Origin of the sequence: Vibrio algarum, from assembly GCF_028204155.1 — a bacterium.
Taxonomy (GTDB): domain Bacteria; phylum Pseudomonadota; class Gammaproteobacteria; order Enterobacterales; family Vibrionaceae; genus Vibrio; species Vibrio algarum.
Map to the genome: position 1 here is coordinate 1724463 of NZ_JAQLOI010000001.1, position 15441 is coordinate 1739903.

Sequence of the window (15441 nt, forward strand, 5' to 3'; positions counted from 1 at the left end):
TACATAGAAAGAACAACACAAGATAGAGAATAAAAAATGAACAAAGTATTGGATAGATTTTTACACTATGTAGCATTTGACACCCAGTCCAACAGTGATAATTCCACTTGTCCAAGTACAGAGGGCCAATTGAAACTGGCTGAGAACATTAAGAATGAGATGGAACAGTTGGGCTTAGATAATGTTACTTTAGACGACAATGGTTACTTGATGGGCACCCTTGCTTCAAATGTAGACCATGACGTAGCCCCGATTGGGTTCATTGCTCATATGGATACCGCTCCGGATGAATCGGGTCAAGATGTTAAACCACAGATAGTAAAAAATTATCAAGGTGGAGATATCCAACTAGGCACTAGTGGAGAGAAACTTTCACCCGCTCAGTACCCTGATATGGATAATTTAATTGGCCACGATTTTGTTACTACCGACGGAACAACGCTTTTAGGTGCAGATAACAAAGCCGGTATAGCCGAAATCCTTACCGCAATGGAAGTGCTGATAAATAACCCAGAAATTAAGCATGGCGATATAAAAATTGGCTTTACACCCGATGAAGAAATTGGCCGTGGCGCTAACCTGTTTGATGTGGATAAATTTGGTGCAGAGTGGGCTTATACAATTGATGGTGGCTACGTTGGCGAACTGGAGTACGAAAACTTTAATGCCAGCAGCGCAAAAGTTATTTGTCATGGTGTGAGCGTTCATCCAGGAACAGCCAAAGATAAACTTGTTAACTCAATGAATATTGCGGCTCGATTTCAATTGAGTATGCCAAGCGAAGAAACACCTGAATGTACAGATGGCTATGAGGGTTTTTACCACCTAACGTCAATCAAATCAGGTATTGCACGTACTGAATTGAACTACATTATCAGAGATTTTGATAAAGATAATATTCACTTGCGCAAAGCGTTCATGCAATCGAAGGTAGATCAACTAAACAGCGAGTTAGCGAAGGGCCGTGTTTCAATAGAGATAACGGATAGCTATTTCAACATGAAGGAAATGGTAGAGCCGTATCCACATATTATCGATATCGCAAAACAAGCGATGACCGATTGCGGTGTCGAACCACATATATGTCCAATAAGAGGCGGTACAGACGGTGCTCGCCTATCTTTTATGGGGCTCCCATGTCCGAATGTATTCACCGGAGGCTATAACTTCCACGGTATCCATGAGTTCATTACTGTGCAAGGCATGAACAAAGCGGTTGAAGTCATCGTCAAGATTGCCGAAAACACAGCAAAGTAACAGCAATAATGAAGAGCCTTACACGTTATGTAAGGCTCTTCATTTAAGCTTCAAGGTTTTCTTTGTCTCTCAATGTCGTGAAGCCAGCCCAAATTCGATTGGCAGTCGTTATCCAACATAAGGTCCCGAATAAGTAAGCTATCTCTGCAAAGTAATTTGGGAATAGGCAGAAAATGACAAAACAGGCGATGGTCTCTGTACCTTCCGTTAAACCAGTCATGTAGTAGAGTGATTTGTTTTTATATACGGGATTCTCTATGTCTCGTTTTCCCGCCATTACAGCAAAAGCTAGGAAACTAGACCCAGTCCCTATAAACGAAAAAATAAGAAATGCGCCAGCAATGGCATTCTGTTCTGGATTTGCTAAAACAAACCCAAACGGAATCAGAGAGTAGAAAAGAAAATCTAAGCTGATATCTAAAAAACCACCTGAATCGCTTATCCCTTGAATACGAGCAAGAGCACCATCTAATCCATCACAAATTCGATTCAATATTACAAATACTAAGGCGAGATCGTATTGTTGAAAAATAAGACTCGGAAAAGCGAGACAACCTAGAATAAAACCAAACAGTGTGGTCTGGTTAGCTGATATATTTAACTTGTGTAAGCCTTTAGCAGCTAGCTCTAATGGCGCTTTAATTATCTTAATACTAAATCTATCTAACATAGCTAATGACTCCACGGCCAGGTTAAACACTGGCTGTTTGATGGAACATCCGATTCATCGTGGGTAACAAGTAGCGCGGGCACTTTAGCACGTGAAAGCTGCTCAAAAACCCAGTCGCGAAACTGCTCTCTAAGTTCTTTATCAAGTTTGCTAAAAGGTTCATCCAGTAAAACAAGTTTTGGTTTCGCAAGTAGCATCCGCGCTAAACTAATTCTTGCTCTCTGCCCTCCAGATATCTGTTCTGGCATAGACTCTGACAATGACGCTAGGCTGATATTTTCCAATGCAGAAAATGCTTGTTGACGCCTCTGTTCAGACTTAACTGAGTTTGGAAGTGCAAAGGCGAGGTTCTCCAACACGGATAGGTGCGGAAAAAGAAGATCGTCTTGAAATAAAATACCAACTTCTCTTTGATGGGCTGACAGTTGACTGATGCATTGTCCGTTAAGCGTGAAATCCCCTGTAAAAGAAAAACTATCGGATAAGTGTCCAGCAATTACGCTAAGCAATGTAGATTTTCCACAACCGCTAGGGCCCATTAAAGTTAATACTTCCCCTGGTTTTACCTCTAGCGTAAGTGGGCCAAATAGAGCCACCTTATCTTTATTAAGGATGGTGAGGTTTTTTAGACAAAGGCTCATTAAATATAGATTTCCTAATTGGTGCCTTGCCTTTTCTTTGAAGGCGATTGAGCACGAAAGCAAAAGTAAAAAAAGTAACGGTAACATTGCTTGCCATAACGCATAGATTGCAGTTACACGTCTATCCGAACCACTTGATAGTGCAACGGCTTCGGTTGTTATTGTGGAGATTCTACCGGAACCGAGCATTAGAGTGGGTAAGTACTGAGCTAAACTGACACTTGTACCTACCGCCCAGGCAAAACTAATTGCAGCAAAGAGTATTGGCATTTTAATCTTAATCCAAACCTGCCACGGCGTTTTACCGAGGCTCAATGCAGTTTGGCTAAAACCATCGTTATAGCTACGCCAAGGTCCATCTAATGCAAGGTATACATATGGGAAAGCGAAAAACACGTGAGACCAGATAACCCAAAAAAGTGGCGCGTCAGCACTAATGTAAAGTGTCGAAACCTGAATCCCAAACAATAATGAAAGCTGTGGGACTAACATAGGTGTGGCGATAACTAAGTTAGGTATTCGCAATCGATATTTATTCTGATATTCATGTGCAATTAACGCGAATATAAGCGCTAACGTAGCCGATATAAGTGCTATAAGAATACTGTTATTGATTGTTGGAATAACGCTGTCCCACTCTTGTTGCCAAAACCGTAGGCTGAATCGAGTTGGCAGCAAATCGGGGAACCTCCAACGCTGCGCAAAAGACCACAATATGGTAATCGGCAAAAGTAAAACATTGACGAGCGAGATCACGAAAAATAGCTTCATGCCGTGTAGTCGAAATCCGTAACGTCCAGAAATTTGCCAGCCTCGCTGCCGCCTAACAGTTAGGTGTTCTAACCACCTAGTGAAAAGTATAAGTAAGGTACAGATTAAAAACAAAATGACAGCACCAGCCGCCGCTCGAGGGAATAATGATAAGTTGGGCTCAGAAAACCATTGCCAGACCAAAACAGCAAAGGTGGGTGGGTTTGTTGGGCCTAATATCAGGCTCATATCTACCACAGAAACACTGTAAGCAATAATAGCCAACAGTGAAAATCGAATCTTGGTTAACCATTGAGGTAATACACACTTCCACCAGAATTGCGACTGAGAATAACCTAAGCTTGTTGCAACTTTATACGACTGTTCTAGTTTTAATTGTTGAGTTATTGGAATACTCATTAATAGCAGAAAAGGGAGTTCTTTTAATGCTAATGCTAGAGTTAATCCAATTCCGTTGGGGTCATTTATTATGTAGGAAAAACTGCTATTACCGATCAGTGGCGACAACAGCCTGGCAAATATTCCTGTTGGAGAAAACAAGAAGGCGAATCCGATAGCAAAAGCGACATGAGGCACGGCTAGTAGCGGTGATAGGCTTTTTTCTACCCATTTCCATGTACGTGTATTCCAAGAGGCCTGCAAAACAGCAAAGGTTAAAAAACAAGCCAAATAACTACTGGTTAACGAAGTGAAAACGGTAAGATATAGAGACTGCGTTATACCACTCCATGCGAATACATCTGCAAATCCTTTCAAAGATAATTCGGTTAAACCGATAGAGGGAATATAACTAAGCGCAGAAAGCAGTACTCCCAACACACCGGGTATGGTGGGAGCGATACAAATCAAAATAACTAAGACATAAAGTGGGCGTAACATAAAAAATTATTGCTTTCCGTAACGTTTTAGCCATTCTTTTTCTATAGCTGCCTGCCAACTAGGGTGTGGCTCTGCAATCGATTTAAATAGTTTAGTATTCTTAGCAGACCCAGTTAGATGTTGATTTGATAGAACCGAAGGGTCTCCCCAAATATTTAAATCGCCTTTACGAGATTGAGCTTCTGGGCTTAGTAAGAAATTGATGGCAACGAGAGCACCTTCTTTCGCACTGGCATTCCAAGGAATGGCTAAGAAATGAATGTTTGATAGTGCCCCTGCATCTAGTGCATAAGACTTCGTTGTCTCGGCTAAGGTCCCGTTGTGTTGTGCAGAAAAAACGGCATTAGGATTAAAAGTAATAGCGAGATCTAACTGCCTATCATCCAAAAGTTGCATTGTCTCAGATGAGTCACTTGGAAATTGTTTTCCTGCGCGCCATGCAGTTTTATGAAATTCATCAAGATATTGCCATAGAGGTTGGGTAACGATAGTAAAATCGGCTTCTTTTACGGGTTGATATAGCGACTTGTCACTATTAGTAAGCTCAATGAGCAGCGCCTTTAAAAAGCTTGTTCCATGAAATTGAGGTGGCTTCGGATAGCTAACTCGATTTGGAAAGGCGTTACTATAGCTTAAAAGCTCGGCGAATGAAGCTGGTGGATTATTTAATGTCTGACTATCGTGGATAAACACTAACTGTCCAACGCCCCATGGGGCTTCTAGTCCATTGGTTGGTTCTGCAAAGTCGCTGTCAATCGGCAATGATTTATCTACAAATTCCCAGCTGGGTAGTTTCTCAGTGAAAGGTCCATAAAGAAGGTTACTATTTTTCATGGATTTGAAGTTTTCACCATTAATCCAAACCATATCGACACTGCCGCCACTGTTTTTATCGGCTGTTTTTTCTGCCAATAAAAGGGAAGTAGTTTTAGCGATGTCGGTTACTTTCACATGGTTGAAATTAATGCCGTAACGGCTTTTCAGTTCTTTTTCTGTCCACTTAAGATAAGCATTTATCTCTTGGCTTCCGCCCCAGGCATGAAAGTAGACATCTTGCCCTTTGGCTTTCGTTTCAATTTCTTGCCAGGACGGTGCCGCATAAGTGCTTAAACTCATTAAAGCGGTGGTAACAAATAGTGCTGTGGTCTTCATTGGATTCCTTTCTCTAAGCATGGCTGAACCTTGTATCCAGCAGGGATAAAAAGATTCTATTATTAATATAGCTAACTAGACCGGAGCTTTATCGATTTTCATTCATTATGAAGGAAAAATAATGAATTCGCTAAAAAGAAAATGGGTACCCAAGGGCACCCATTTCAAAAAGTAATTTTAAGCCTTATTTCTCGTCCTTGGACTCATCAGATAATGAAGAACAGGTGTCGATGGACACTATTTGGTCAATAAGTAACTGTCCACGTTCGCTACGAACTTTAATATCGTAAATAACACCATGACTTAAGTTTGCTGTTACTTCAGAATTAGAGCAATAGTAGTTAACGCTTTTTGCCACAAGTTGCTGGGGAGAAACTTCGCCATCGCCATTATATATCATCATTATCTCAACAACGCTGCCTTTCGCTTTCGCCTGCATAATAGTTAACGGCCCATGCTCAATAGGTAGGTTGTTTGAGATGATAGTAGCGCGATGACTAGCAATGGCTTCTACTTGACGCTGTTTATCTGAACCAGAAGAACAGCCAGCCAAGGTTGCAAGTAGTAATGTACTCACGGCCAACTTAGAAAAAATACGTTCCATAATTAAAATACTTGTTTAAATGGTTTAACGATAACGGATTCATAAACACCAGCATCGATATACGGGTCTGCATCTGCCCATTGTTTAGCTTCTAGTAATGAAGGGAAGTCTGCGATGACAGTAGAACCAGTAAAACCCGCTTCTCCTGGGTTTTCAGAATCAATGGCTGGCAGTGGACCTGCGGTGAGAAGTCGACCTTCGTCTCTAAGTATTTGTAATCGAGCGAGATGTTTGTCTCTTACTGACATGCGTTTTGCTAACGAATTTTCAACATCTTGGGAAAAAATAACATACCACATATATAACGTTTCCTTGTTAGTTCGATTAAAGGTCACTGTACTAAATCAATTGGCTAAATGTGAAATCAAACTGAAAGATTGTGAGTCTATACCTAATTATTTATTTGCTTTAACCGGTCTAGGGCGACCTTCGCTATCGATTGCAACATAGTTGAAGGTGGCTTCACATACCTGGTAGCGATCCCCTATACCATCTACATTTACCGGTTTAACCCATACTTGTAGATTTACTGACATAGACGTACGACCTATTTTTGTGCACTCGCCATGACAGCAAACAACATCTCCAACTGCGACAGGCGCTTTGAATGTGATACTTGATACCGACACAGTCACAACTCGTCCACAGGATATTTCTTTTGCGAGAATGGCACCAGCCAAATCAAGCTGAGACATAATCCAACCACCAAAAATATCACCATTAGCGTTGGTATCTGCTGGCATCGCAAGGGTTCGAAGCAGCATTTGCCCGCGAGGGGCCTCATTCGTTTTGTTACTCATTTAGATATTCCAATATCACTCCCTCGCATTTGAGGTGCGAGGGGAAAGCAGTTTATTTAGATTCTTCTTTGGGTAGGTGTTTATAAATATAAATACCGGTTAATAGAGTAAAGGCAAACGTGGCAGCAAGTAAACCAAATACTTTAAAATTCACCCAAACATCAAGAGGTAAGCTAAATGCAACATAGATGTTTATCAATGCACAAAGGGCAAAAAAAGCTATCCAAGCCCAATTGATTTTTGTCCAAACAGAATCAGGAAGGGATATTTCTTTGCCAAGCATACCTTTAATAACTGGCTTGCCCATTAGGTGTGTAACTAACAAACCAATGGCAAATAAAGAGTAAACAATGGTGACCTTCCATTTGATGAAGTCATCATCGTGGAAAAACAGCGTCATACCACCGAATACCGCGACAATGGCGAATGTAACTAATTGCATTTTTTCTACTTTTTTATAAATAAAGTAGGTTAACGCAATTTGTATCGCGGTAGCGACAATTAATGCACCGGTCGCGACATAGATGTCGTACATTTTATAGAGTGCAAAAAATATAATTAATGGAATAAAATCAATAAGTTGTTTCATTTAATTCTAATATGGCTCATTAAGATGACCCACAGTCTACCCAATTTATCGTCAATGCTAAATAGCAGGGTTAAATCTGGATATAAAAATGACCGCAAAAGCGGCCATTTGTTTTCGTTAACAGTGAAAGAATAACCTGAAAAGTGAACAGTTCAGCAGTATGGAGTTACTTCCATATTAAGCTCGAGTTGCGGCTTTCATCGGTGAAATAAATTCAGAGAGTTTAGTCAACATCTCTTCAGGTGCACCTACATTGGTTTCAATAATCTTAACGACTGCTGAGCCAGAAATAGCACCAGCAGCGCCTGCTGCAATGGCTTCTTTTACTTGTTCTGGCTGAGAGATGCCAAAACCAAGCAGTGCAGGAGGGGCGTCATATTGATTTAAGCGTTCCATCAAATGAGAGACTGGCATGTTTGCTTTTGTCTCTGTTCCTGTTACACCTGAACGAGAAAGAAGATAGGTATATCCTCCACCGAGTTCTGCCACAGATTGAAGAGTTTCATCACTTGCTGTCGGTGGCGCAATAAAGATAGGTTTAACACCATATTTTTTAGCCGCAGCTATAAATTCGGCACTTTCGTTGGTTGGTACGTCAGCAATCAAGACAGAATCAATACCTGCTTGCGCACAATGCTTGTAGAAGCTATCGATGCCACGAGCAAATACCAAATTTGCATACATAAGCAAACCGATAGGCAACTCAGGGTACTTGGCACGTATTTTACCTATAAGGTCAAAGCATATACTTGGTGTGGTACCCGAGTCCAAGGCACGCATGTTTGCTCCTTGAATAGTCGGACCGTCTGCAAGAGGATCTGAAAATGGAATACCCAGTTCCAATGCGTCTGCTCCTGCTTCGACTAAGGTTTCCATTATTTTTAAAGACTGCTCTGGATTTGGATCTCCAACAGTGACAAATGGAACAAAAGCGCCTTCGTTTTTCTCTGCTAAACGCTGAAAGAGTGATTGATAGCGATCCATTACAGCGCTCCTTTTGCTTCTAATATGTCGTGAACAGTGAAAATATCTTTATCACCTCGGCCAGAAAGGTTAACAACAAGGAGCTGTTCTTTTTCTGGGTTGTTTCTTACCATTTTTAATGCATGAGCAAGGGCGTGAGCCGACTCAAGCGCAGGTATAATACCTTCGCTACGTGCAAGTTCTTGGAATGCTTCTAATGCTTCATCATCTGTGACTGAATCATATTCAGCGCGACCAATAGAATGAAGGTGGGCGTGCTGAGGCCCAACAGATGGGAAGTCTAAACCAGCTGAAACAGAATAAGACTCTTCTACTTGACCATCTTTATCCTGCATTAGTGGTGACTTCATACCAAAATAGATACCGGTTTTACCATGTTTCAATGGAGCGCCATGCTGGTCGGTATCAATACCTTTACCTGCTGGTTCTACACCAATAAGCCTTACATCGGTGTCCTCGATAAAATCTGCAAACATACCTATAGCATTAGAACCGCCACCAACACATGCGATGATAGCGTCGGGTAAGCGACCTTCTCGAGCTAAGATTTGATTCTTGGTCTCTTCTCCAATCATATGTTGGAACTCGCGTACAATGGTTGGGAATGGATGAGGGCCAGCGGCTGTACCGAGTAGATAGTGGGCATCTTCATAGGTTGCAGACCAATCTCGCAGAGCTTCATTGCATGCATCTTTTAATGTGGAAGAACCTGAATGCACAGGGATGACTGTTGCACCCATTAGTTTCATTCTGAATACATTCGGGCTTTGACGCTCAACGTCTTTTGCTCCCATATAGACACGACATTTTAGATCGAGCAATGCACACGCTAAAGCGGTTGCAACACCGTGTTGTCCTGCGCCTGTTTCGGCAATGATCTCTTTTTTGCCCATGCGTTTTGCAAGTAATGCTTGACCAAGTACTTGGTTGGTTTTATGCGCACCGCCGTGTAATAAATCTTCACGTTTAAGGTACAGTTTGGATTTTGTGCCTTTGGTTAGGTTGCGAGTCAGTGTCAATGCGGTTGGGCGTCCAGCATACTCTTGCAGCAGTGTCATGAACTCGGCTTGAAACTCTGGGTCTGCTTGCGCTTTAATAAATTCGTCTTCTAATTGATCCAGCGCTGGCACCAAGATTTGTGGTACGTACTGTCCACCGTACTCACCAAAATAGGCGTTTAATTTAGCCATGATAATTCCTTACAATCTTAATAATTTCTAATTTCTGAGAATGCTTGTTTCACGAGCGCGGGATCTTTTTTCCCCGGTGCAGATTCTACGCCGGAGTTAAGGTCTAATCCAAGACAACCTAATGTTGCGGCTTGGTTTACGTTTTCTGGAGAGAGACCTCCAGCAAGCATGATGTTATTTGTTGAGCTAATCAATGACCAGTCAAAGCTTTTTCCTGTGCCACCAGACTGACTACCTACTTTGCTATCTAAAAGGTGGCGAGACACACCTGATGTAATCAGTTCAGGTATTGAGTTCGTAACACCATACGCTTTCCAAATAGCGCAGTCATCGGATAATTGTTTACGTATGGCAGAGATATAGTTTTGGTCTTCATCACCGTGCAGTTGTACTGCAGATAGCTTTAACGTGTTTGCTGTTTCAGCTACGAATTCTATAGATTGATTTTGAAATACACCCACATACTTTAGTGGTGCACCACTCATCACCATTCTAGCGGCTTCTAAATCGACTTTACGTTTTGATTTATCAGCAAAAATAAGGCCGCCATAAACGGCACCAGCATGGTAAACGGTTGCAGCATCCTCAGCATGGGTAAGTCCGCAGACTTTGTTTTCACCGAGTAGCACACTACGAACGGTAAGTTCTAAGTTATCTTCGGCCATCAATGAGCTGCCGATTAAAAAACCGCTCGCATACTGAGCGAGATCGCGCACTTGTTGGTTGGTATAGATACCTGACTCAGAAATAATGGTGGTACCTTTAGGTAACAAAGGTGCGAGCTCACGAGTGCGATTTAAATCGGTAGATAAATCTCGAAGATTCCGGTTATTGATACCGACGATTTTCGCTTTTAGCGCGATAGCACGTGCTATTTCTTCTTCATTACTTGTTTCTGTCAATATGCCAAGCCCGAGTGAATGAGCTAACTCAGCAAGCTCTATGTATTCCTCGTCATTCAACACAGAAAGCATCAGTAATATCGCGTCGGCATTGTAGTGACGAGCAAGATAAACTTGGTAGCTATCTATCATGAAGTCTTTACACAAAATAGGTTGTGATACCTGCGATCGTACTTGAGGCAGGAAGTCAAAACTACCTTGAAAATATTTTTCATCAGTAAGAATAGAAATCGCACTGGCGTGATTACCATAGACGGACGCGATGTAATCTAGATCAAAGTCATCCCGTATGAGCCCTTTAGAGGGTGAAGCTTTCTTGCACTCAAGGATAAACGCTGTCTTTTCCGTCGAAAGTGCCGCATAAAAATCGCGATCGGAAGGGGTAAGTTGATCTTTAAACGTAGCTAAAGGTTGAGAGGCTTTTCTTTCGGCAACCCAAACTCGCTTGTCTTTAACTATCTTAGCCAATACTTCAGCCATTTCACGATTTTTTTCAGTGATAAATTCAGACATTGTTAACCCCGTTCTGCCAGTTGCTTAACCAACTCATAAGCTTTTCCAGAATTCATAGCGGCAATCGCTTTTTGAGTATTTACTTTCAAGTCTTCTTGTCCAAATAGACGAAGCAGCAAGGCAACGTTGACTGCTACAGCAGAAACTTGAGCTTCAGACCCTTTACCTGTCAATATATCGGTAATAATGGCACGGTTTTCTTCTGGCTCTCCACCTTTAATAGCTTCCAGTGGATGAGTATTTACTCCGAAATCTTCTGGTGACAATGTGTATTCTGTAATTTCGCCATTTATGATCTCGGCGACGAGTGTCTCGCCATGGATAGCGACTTCATCTAAACCACTACCGTGGACAACTGCAGCGCGTTTAAGCCCCATTTTCGCGATTGTTTCTGCAATAGGACGAACTAGAGCGGCATCATAAACACCCATCAATTCTATGCTTGGTCTAGCAGGATTAATTAGTGGGCCTAGAATATTAAAAATTGTACGTGTTTTCATAGCTTGCCTAACTGGCATAGCATGGCGTACACCACCGTGATATTGAGGTGCAAATAGGAACGCGACACCTAAATCATCAACGGCTTTGGCAGTGTCTTCGGGGCTCATCGCCAAGTTAATACCAAATGAATCAAGGAGGTCGGATGAACCTGATTTACTTGATACTCCACGGTTGCCGTGTTTCGCTACTTTTACGCCACAAGCTGCTGCAACAAATGCGGCTGTTGTTGAAATATTGATGGTATTAGAGCCATCGCCACCTGTGCCAACAATGTCTGCGAAATCGTAGTCTAATTTAGGGAATGGATTAGCATTAGCTAATAATGCAGATGCAGCACCAGCAATTTCATCAGGTGTTTCGCCTTTGATTTTTAAAGCCGTTAGTACGGCTGCAAGCAACATAGGGTCCATCTCGCCTTTAATGATTGAGTCGAATAAGCTTTGGCTTTCTTCTCGTGTCAGGGAGACCTGATCGTATAGTTTATTAATAATCTCTTGCATGCTTCTTCCTTTAAATTCTTTGCGATTTCTATGCGCTATCAAAGCGATTCGTTGTGGCTACTTTTAATTTACCCTAGCGCCCATTCAATTGTGTTCGCCAATAAGGTTGCACCGTAAGTCGTCATAATTGATTCCGGGTGAAATTGGTACCCACATACTTTATCTTTGTCGTTCACAACAGACATAACCAGACCATTAACTTCGGCAGTGACCGTTAAACTTTCAGGTACTGACGTTGCAACTAAAGAGTGGTATCGAGCGATCGCTAATGGTGAGGGTAACCCTAGGTAGACAGGGTGGTCTTGGTGTTCCATCATAGATACTTTACCGTGAATAATCTCACCTGCACCCTCAACAGTCCCCCCGTAGGCTTCGACAATAGCCTGATGGCCAAGGCAAATACCAATGATAGGCACTTTACCTTTAACGAGTTGGATCAACTCTGGCATACAACCAGCATCTGAAGGCGCACCTGGCCCCGGAGAAAGGATAATTACCGGATTGTCTAATTGAGAGACCGCAGTTTCAATAGTTGTCGCTGCAATGTTGTTTCGATATATCGTTACGTTGTGCCCTAGAGAGCGAAACTGATCCACAAGGTTGTAAGTAAAAGAGTCAAAGTTGTCGATAAAAACTAAATTTGCCATATGACTTACCCCTTATGTGCAAGTTGGATAGCGGAAATTACCGCTTGTGCTTTACCGCGAGTTTCATCGGCTTCCGCTTGTGGATCCGAATCGTACACCACACCAGCACCAGCTTGTACTTGCGCAATACCATCTTCAACATAGGCGGAGCGGATGACAATACAAGTATCTAAATCACCTTGCCCGGTTAAATAACCGACAGCGCCTCCGTAACTACCACGGCGTGTTTTTTCCACATCTCTGATAAGTTGCATTGCGCGAATTTTTGGTGCGCCGGTAAGCGTTCCCATATTCATGCTTGCTTGGTAGGCGTGTAGCGCATCTAAATCCCCGCGTAATTGTCCAACAACCCGAGAGACTAAATGCATGACGTGGCTGTATCTATCTACTTTTAGTAGGTCTGCAACATGACGAGTACCCGCTTTACTGATACGAGCAACGTCGTTTCTTGCAAGGTCAACCAGCATCATATGTTCAGCGTTCTCCTTCATATCACTACGAAGTTCAAGTTCTATACGGCCATCTAAGTCTAAGTTAATCGAACCATCAGCATTTTTACCGCGACGTCGAGTACCTGCAATTGGATAGATCTCTACTTGATTAGTTTCAGCGGAATATTTTAGCGCACTTTCAGGGGATGCCCCGAACAGGGTAAACAACTCGTCATGCATGTAAAACATGTAAGGGCTAGGGTTACTTTTCTTAAGTCCTTTATAAGAACCAAGAGGAGAGGGACACGGCAGTGTGAATCGTCTTGAAGGGACTACCTGAAAAATATCGCCTTTAACAACATATTCTTTTAAGTCGCGAACCGTTTGACAGAAATCTTGGTCTGATACGCTAGGCACCGCTTCACACTCTTTTAATTTTACCGTGTCTCGAAGTGGTGCTGGGTCTTCACAGTGGCTAGATATTTCCGTTAATCTTTGCTCAATCTGGTGGACTGTCTTTTCTGACCCATCGAATACCGATCCTTGAACGAAACAAGATTGCTTTTGGTGGTCGATAACCATCAGCGTTTCGGCCAGATAGAATACGTAATCGGGGCATTTATTAGTTTGTGCTGCGTTGCCTAATGGCTCAAAACTTGCGACCAAATCGTAAGCGAATAGTCCACCAATAAACAGAGCGAAATTATCTTTATCCGTCGTTTCAAAGCTGTGTTGTATTAAACGGAGAGCATCAAATGAAGAGGCTTCTCTTAAGCGGCTGTCTTCGTCTATATCTGCATCCGCTGTTGGAAAGTCGAGTAAAAGTGCGTCTCCGCTTTTACTTACCCTGATATCGTCAGTAACGTGTGAAGCGACTCGTGCCAGAGCATTTATGCCATTGGGTGTGAGTGGTTGCATTTCAACACGCTGGCCGTTGCAAACGATGCGTACAGCAGCATCTATCAACAGCATACTTTTTAAATCTTCTTTAGAATCGATATCAGCCGATTCTAATAGCAAGCTATTTGTTTTGTCCGCACACAGCACCTGAAAAAGGCGAGTAGGATCGTCGGAGTAAGGAACAGAAAGAGAAAGGACTTCTAACTGGCCTTGTTGTTTAATTTGAATCGCCTTATTCATAAGACATCCTCTAAATAATGCTAAACGTTAGAGCGGTTGCGCTCATATTCTCATAAACGTTTAAGCTACCCAATCATTAATGAAATCAGATTGTTGCTATTTTGTTCAGTTAAGCAATTATTGAAAAAATAAGTGTTATTGGTTCTGATTTCAAAAAATTAATCGGTGGAAACATAAAAAAACCCGTCGTATAGACGGGTTTTAAACTAAATTCTGTATATCAAACAGTATCGTTATCCCGCCAAGAGCCTGACCAGATACGCCACCAACAAAGCTCAGACATAGAGTCTGCTTTTTTATCGCTAGGCTTTTGGTTAGATTCTTGTAACATGGTCTACAATTCCTGTTTGAAAGTTGTACTAGTAGACTAGTACTAGAGAGTAAAGTCAAGAAATAAATGAAAATTGATCTGCATTGCCATACAACAGCCTCCGACGGCCGCTTAACACCGGTGCAACTAGTCGATCGTGCGATAGAATTTAATATAAGTGTTTTAGCTATTACCGATCACGATACGCTAGATGGCTTAAGGCCTGCATTTGATTATATCGATCAAAATCAACTCAATATCAAGCTTATTCGTGGTATCGAAATTTCGACGGTCTGGCAAAACAAAGACATCCATGTTGTGGGGCTCAATGTAGATGAAGACAGCTCCGAGTTACTCGCATTAATTGCGTCTCAAAAACAGAGAAGGATAGACCGTTCAGAATTAATGGCCCATCGGTTAGCAAAAGTAACCAAAGAGCCAGTAGAGCTGCTATTAGCACAAGTTAAAGATATCGCTTCTGGTGCACCTATTACTCGGTCTCACTTTGCTAAATGGTTAGTAGATAACGGTTACGCGAAAACTATGCAGCAGGTTTTTAAGAAATATTTAACGAGAGATAATCCGGGCTATGTTCCACCAAATTGGTGTTCGATTACGGAAGCTGTTGCTGCTATTCATGCAGCAGGGGGAGAAGCGGTGCTTGCACATCCGGGTCGATATCAACTGACGGCTAAGTGGATTAAACGTCTCCTGTCTGCCTTTGTAGAGGCGAAAGGTAATGGGATAGAAGTAGCATTACCCCAGCAAGGTCAACAAGAAAGGCGAAACTTGGCAGATTATGCTATACAATACAAGCTATTAGCGTCTCAAGGATCCGATTTTCATTATCCATCCCCTTGGACGGAACTAGGACGCAACCTTTGGTTGCCTTCTGGTGTAGAGCCAATATGGAAAGATTGGGGTATAAACCCAGCTTAAGATACCGATGCGTCGGTAGTG

General features: G+C 42.2%; 16 protein-coding genes, 1 pseudogene and 1 other annotated feature. Of the genes and pseudogenes, 2 read left to right on the top strand and 15 right to left on the bottom strand.

Features of this window, described 5'->3' with window-relative positions:
• Window positions 1–36 precede the first annotated feature (36 nt).
• Window positions 37–1257 (top strand): peptidase T, encoded by a 1221-nt coding sequence (gene pepT, locus PGX00_RS08225; protein WP_272135169.1) that lies wholly within the window; start codon window positions 37–39, stop codon window positions 1255–1257.
• A 43-nt stretch (window positions 1258–1300) separates the two neighbouring features.
• On the opposite strand, the gene PGX00_RS08230 is transcribed toward pepT, so the two are convergent.
• The 15 genes and pseudogenes from PGX00_RS08230 to PGX00_RS08300 all read right to left on the bottom strand — a co-directional run bounded on the left by PGX00_RS08230 (window position 1301) and on the right by PGX00_RS08300 (window position 14502).
• On the bottom strand, window positions 1301–1927 hold the full coding sequence (locus PGX00_RS08230) for a CDP-alcohol phosphatidyltransferase family protein (protein WP_272135171.1): 627 nt from the start codon (window positions 1925–1927) through the stop codon (window positions 1301–1303).
• A gap of 2 nt (window positions 1928–1929) precedes the next feature.
• A complete protein-coding gene (locus PGX00_RS08235) occupies window positions 1930–2568 on the bottom strand; it encodes an ATP-binding cassette domain-containing protein (RefSeq protein WP_272135173.1) in 639 nt (212 codons plus the stop codon).
• A pseudogene (locus tag PGX00_RS08240) lies at window positions 2534–4218 on the bottom strand (ABC transporter permease). Before PGX00_RS08240 ends, PGX00_RS08235 begins: the two are co-directional and overlap by 35 nt.
• Before the next feature lie 6 nt (window positions 4219–4224).
• The gene (locus PGX00_RS08245; protein ID WP_272135176.1) at window positions 4225–5370 is read right to left on the bottom strand and encodes an ABC transporter substrate-binding protein; all 1146 of its coding nucleotides are present in this window, start codon (window positions 5368–5370) and stop codon (window positions 4225–4227) included.
• 184 nt (window positions 5371–5554) lie between these two features.
• Complete coding sequence (locus PGX00_RS08250; protein WP_272135179.1) at window positions 5555–5974, bottom strand: GspS/AspS pilotin family protein; 420 nt, start codon at window positions 5972–5974, stop codon at window positions 5555–5557.
• A 2-nt stretch (window positions 5975–5976) separates the two neighbouring features.
• Window positions 5977–6273 carry a YciI family protein gene (locus tag PGX00_RS08255; RefSeq protein ID WP_272135182.1) on the bottom strand — a complete coding sequence of 99 codons (297 nt, stop codon included), beginning with the start codon at window positions 6271–6273 and terminating at the stop codon, window positions 5977–5979.
• A 96-nt stretch (window positions 6274–6369) separates the two neighbouring features.
• Entirely contained in the window at window positions 6370–6774 is a 405-nt protein-coding gene (gene yciA, locus PGX00_RS08260) for an acyl-CoA thioester hydrolase YciA (RefSeq protein WP_272135184.1), read from the bottom strand.
• A gap of 52 nt (window positions 6775–6826) precedes the next feature.
• Window positions 6827–7363 (bottom strand): septation protein A, encoded by a 537-nt coding sequence (locus PGX00_RS08265; RefSeq protein ID WP_272135186.1) that lies wholly within the window; start codon window positions 7361–7363, stop codon window positions 6827–6829.
• A gap of 177 nt (window positions 7364–7540) precedes the next feature.
• Window positions 7541–8347 (bottom strand): tryptophan synthase subunit alpha, encoded by an 807-nt coding sequence (gene trpA / locus PGX00_RS08270; RefSeq protein WP_272135188.1) that lies wholly within the window; start codon window positions 8345–8347, stop codon window positions 7541–7543.
• Window positions 8347–9537, bottom strand: coding sequence for a tryptophan synthase subunit beta (gene trpB, locus PGX00_RS08275; RefSeq protein WP_272135191.1), 1191 nt, complete (start codon window positions 9535–9537; stop codon window positions 8347–8349). Before trpB ends, trpA begins: the two co-directional genes overlap by 1 nt.
• Before the next feature lie 17 nt (window positions 9538–9554).
• A complete protein-coding gene (trpCF, locus tag PGX00_RS08280; protein WP_272135193.1) occupies window positions 9555–10952 on the bottom strand; it encodes a bifunctional indole-3-glycerol-phosphate synthase TrpC/phosphoribosylanthranilate isomerase TrpF in 1398 nt (465 codons plus the stop codon).
• A gap of 2 nt (window positions 10953–10954) precedes the next feature.
• The gene (trpD, locus tag PGX00_RS08285) at window positions 10955–11953 is read right to left on the bottom strand and encodes an anthranilate phosphoribosyltransferase (RefSeq protein ID WP_272135195.1); all 999 of its coding nucleotides are present in this window, start codon (window positions 11951–11953) and stop codon (window positions 10955–10957) included.
• 68 nt (window positions 11954–12021) lie between these two features.
• Entirely contained in the window at window positions 12022–12600 is a 579-nt protein-coding gene (locus PGX00_RS08290) for an aminodeoxychorismate/anthranilate synthase component II (RefSeq protein ID WP_272135197.1), read from the bottom strand.
• Window positions 12601–12605: 5 nt separating this feature from the next.
• Window positions 12606–14171, bottom strand: coding sequence for an anthranilate synthase component 1 (locus PGX00_RS08295; protein ID WP_272135199.1), 1566 nt, complete (start codon window positions 14169–14171; stop codon window positions 12606–12608).
• Between the two features lie 173 nt (window positions 14172–14344).
• Window positions 14345–14445: a sequence feature (Trp leader region), on the bottom strand.
• Window positions 14392–14502, bottom strand: coding sequence for a Trp operon leader peptide (locus PGX00_RS08300; protein WP_272135201.1), 111 nt, complete (start codon window positions 14500–14502; stop codon window positions 14392–14394). Its footprint overlaps the feature before it by 54 nt.
• Before the next feature lie 66 nt (window positions 14503–14568).
• Between PGX00_RS08300 and rnm the strand changes: the two genes are divergently transcribed.
• Window positions 14569–15420, top strand: coding sequence for an RNase RNM (gene rnm, locus PGX00_RS08305; RefSeq protein ID WP_272135203.1), 852 nt, complete (start codon window positions 14569–14571; stop codon window positions 15418–15420).
• Window positions 15421–15441: the final 21 nt, after the last annotated feature.

Bases quoted from the DNA above. Each gene is read 5' to 3' on its own strand.
- pepT (WP_272135169.1), top strand. From the start codon at position 37: ATGAACAAAGTATTGGATAGATTTTTACACTATGTAGCATTTGACACC.
- PGX00_RS08230 (WP_272135171.1), bottom strand. From the start codon at position 1,927: ATGTTAGATAGATTTAGTATTAAGATAATTAAAGCGCCATTAGAGCTA.
- PGX00_RS08235 (WP_272135173.1), bottom strand. From the start codon at position 2,568: ATGAGCCTTTGTCTAAAAAACCTCACCATCCTTAATAAAGATAAGGTG.
- PGX00_RS08245 (WP_272135176.1), bottom strand. From the start codon at position 5,370: ATGAAGACCACAGCACTATTTGTTACCACCGCTTTAATGAGTTTAAGC.
- PGX00_RS08250 (WP_272135179.1), bottom strand. From the start codon at position 5,974: ATGGAACGTATTTTTTCTAAGTTGGCCGTGAGTACATTACTACTTGCA.
- PGX00_RS08255 (WP_272135182.1), bottom strand. From the start codon at position 6,273: ATGTGGTATGTTATTTTTTCCCAAGATGTTGAAAATTCGTTAGCAAAA.
- yciA (WP_272135184.1), bottom strand. From the start codon at position 6,774: ATGAGTAACAAAACGAATGAGGCCCCTCGCGGGCAAATGCTGCTTCGA.
- PGX00_RS08265 (WP_272135186.1), bottom strand. From the start codon at position 7,363: ATGAAACAACTTATTGATTTTATTCCATTAATTATATTTTTTGCACTC.
- trpA (WP_272135188.1), bottom strand. From the start codon at position 8,347: ATGGATCGCTATCAATCACTCTTTCAGCGTTTAGCAGAGAAAAACGAA.
- trpB (WP_272135191.1), bottom strand. From the start codon at position 9,537: ATGGCTAAATTAAACGCCTATTTTGGTGAGTACGGTGGACAGTACGTA.
- trpCF (WP_272135193.1), bottom strand. From the start codon at position 10,952: ATGTCTGAATTTATCACTGAAAAAAATCGTGAAATGGCTGAAGTATTG.
- trpD (WP_272135195.1), bottom strand. From the start codon at position 11,953: ATGCAAGAGATTATTAATAAACTATACGATCAGGTCTCCCTGACACGA.
- PGX00_RS08290 (WP_272135197.1), bottom strand. From the start codon at position 12,600: ATGGCAAATTTAGTTTTTATCGACAACTTTGACTCTTTTACTTACAAC.
- PGX00_RS08295 (WP_272135199.1), bottom strand. From the start codon at position 14,171: ATGAATAAGGCGATTCAAATTAAACAACAAGGCCAGTTAGAAGTCCTT.
- PGX00_RS08300 (WP_272135201.1), bottom strand. From the start codon at position 14,502: ATGTTACAAGAATCTAACCAAAAGCCTAGCGATAAAAAAGCAGACTCT.
- rnm (WP_272135203.1), top strand. From the start codon at position 14,569: ATGAAAATTGATCTGCATTGCCATACAACAGCCTCCGACGGCCGCTTA.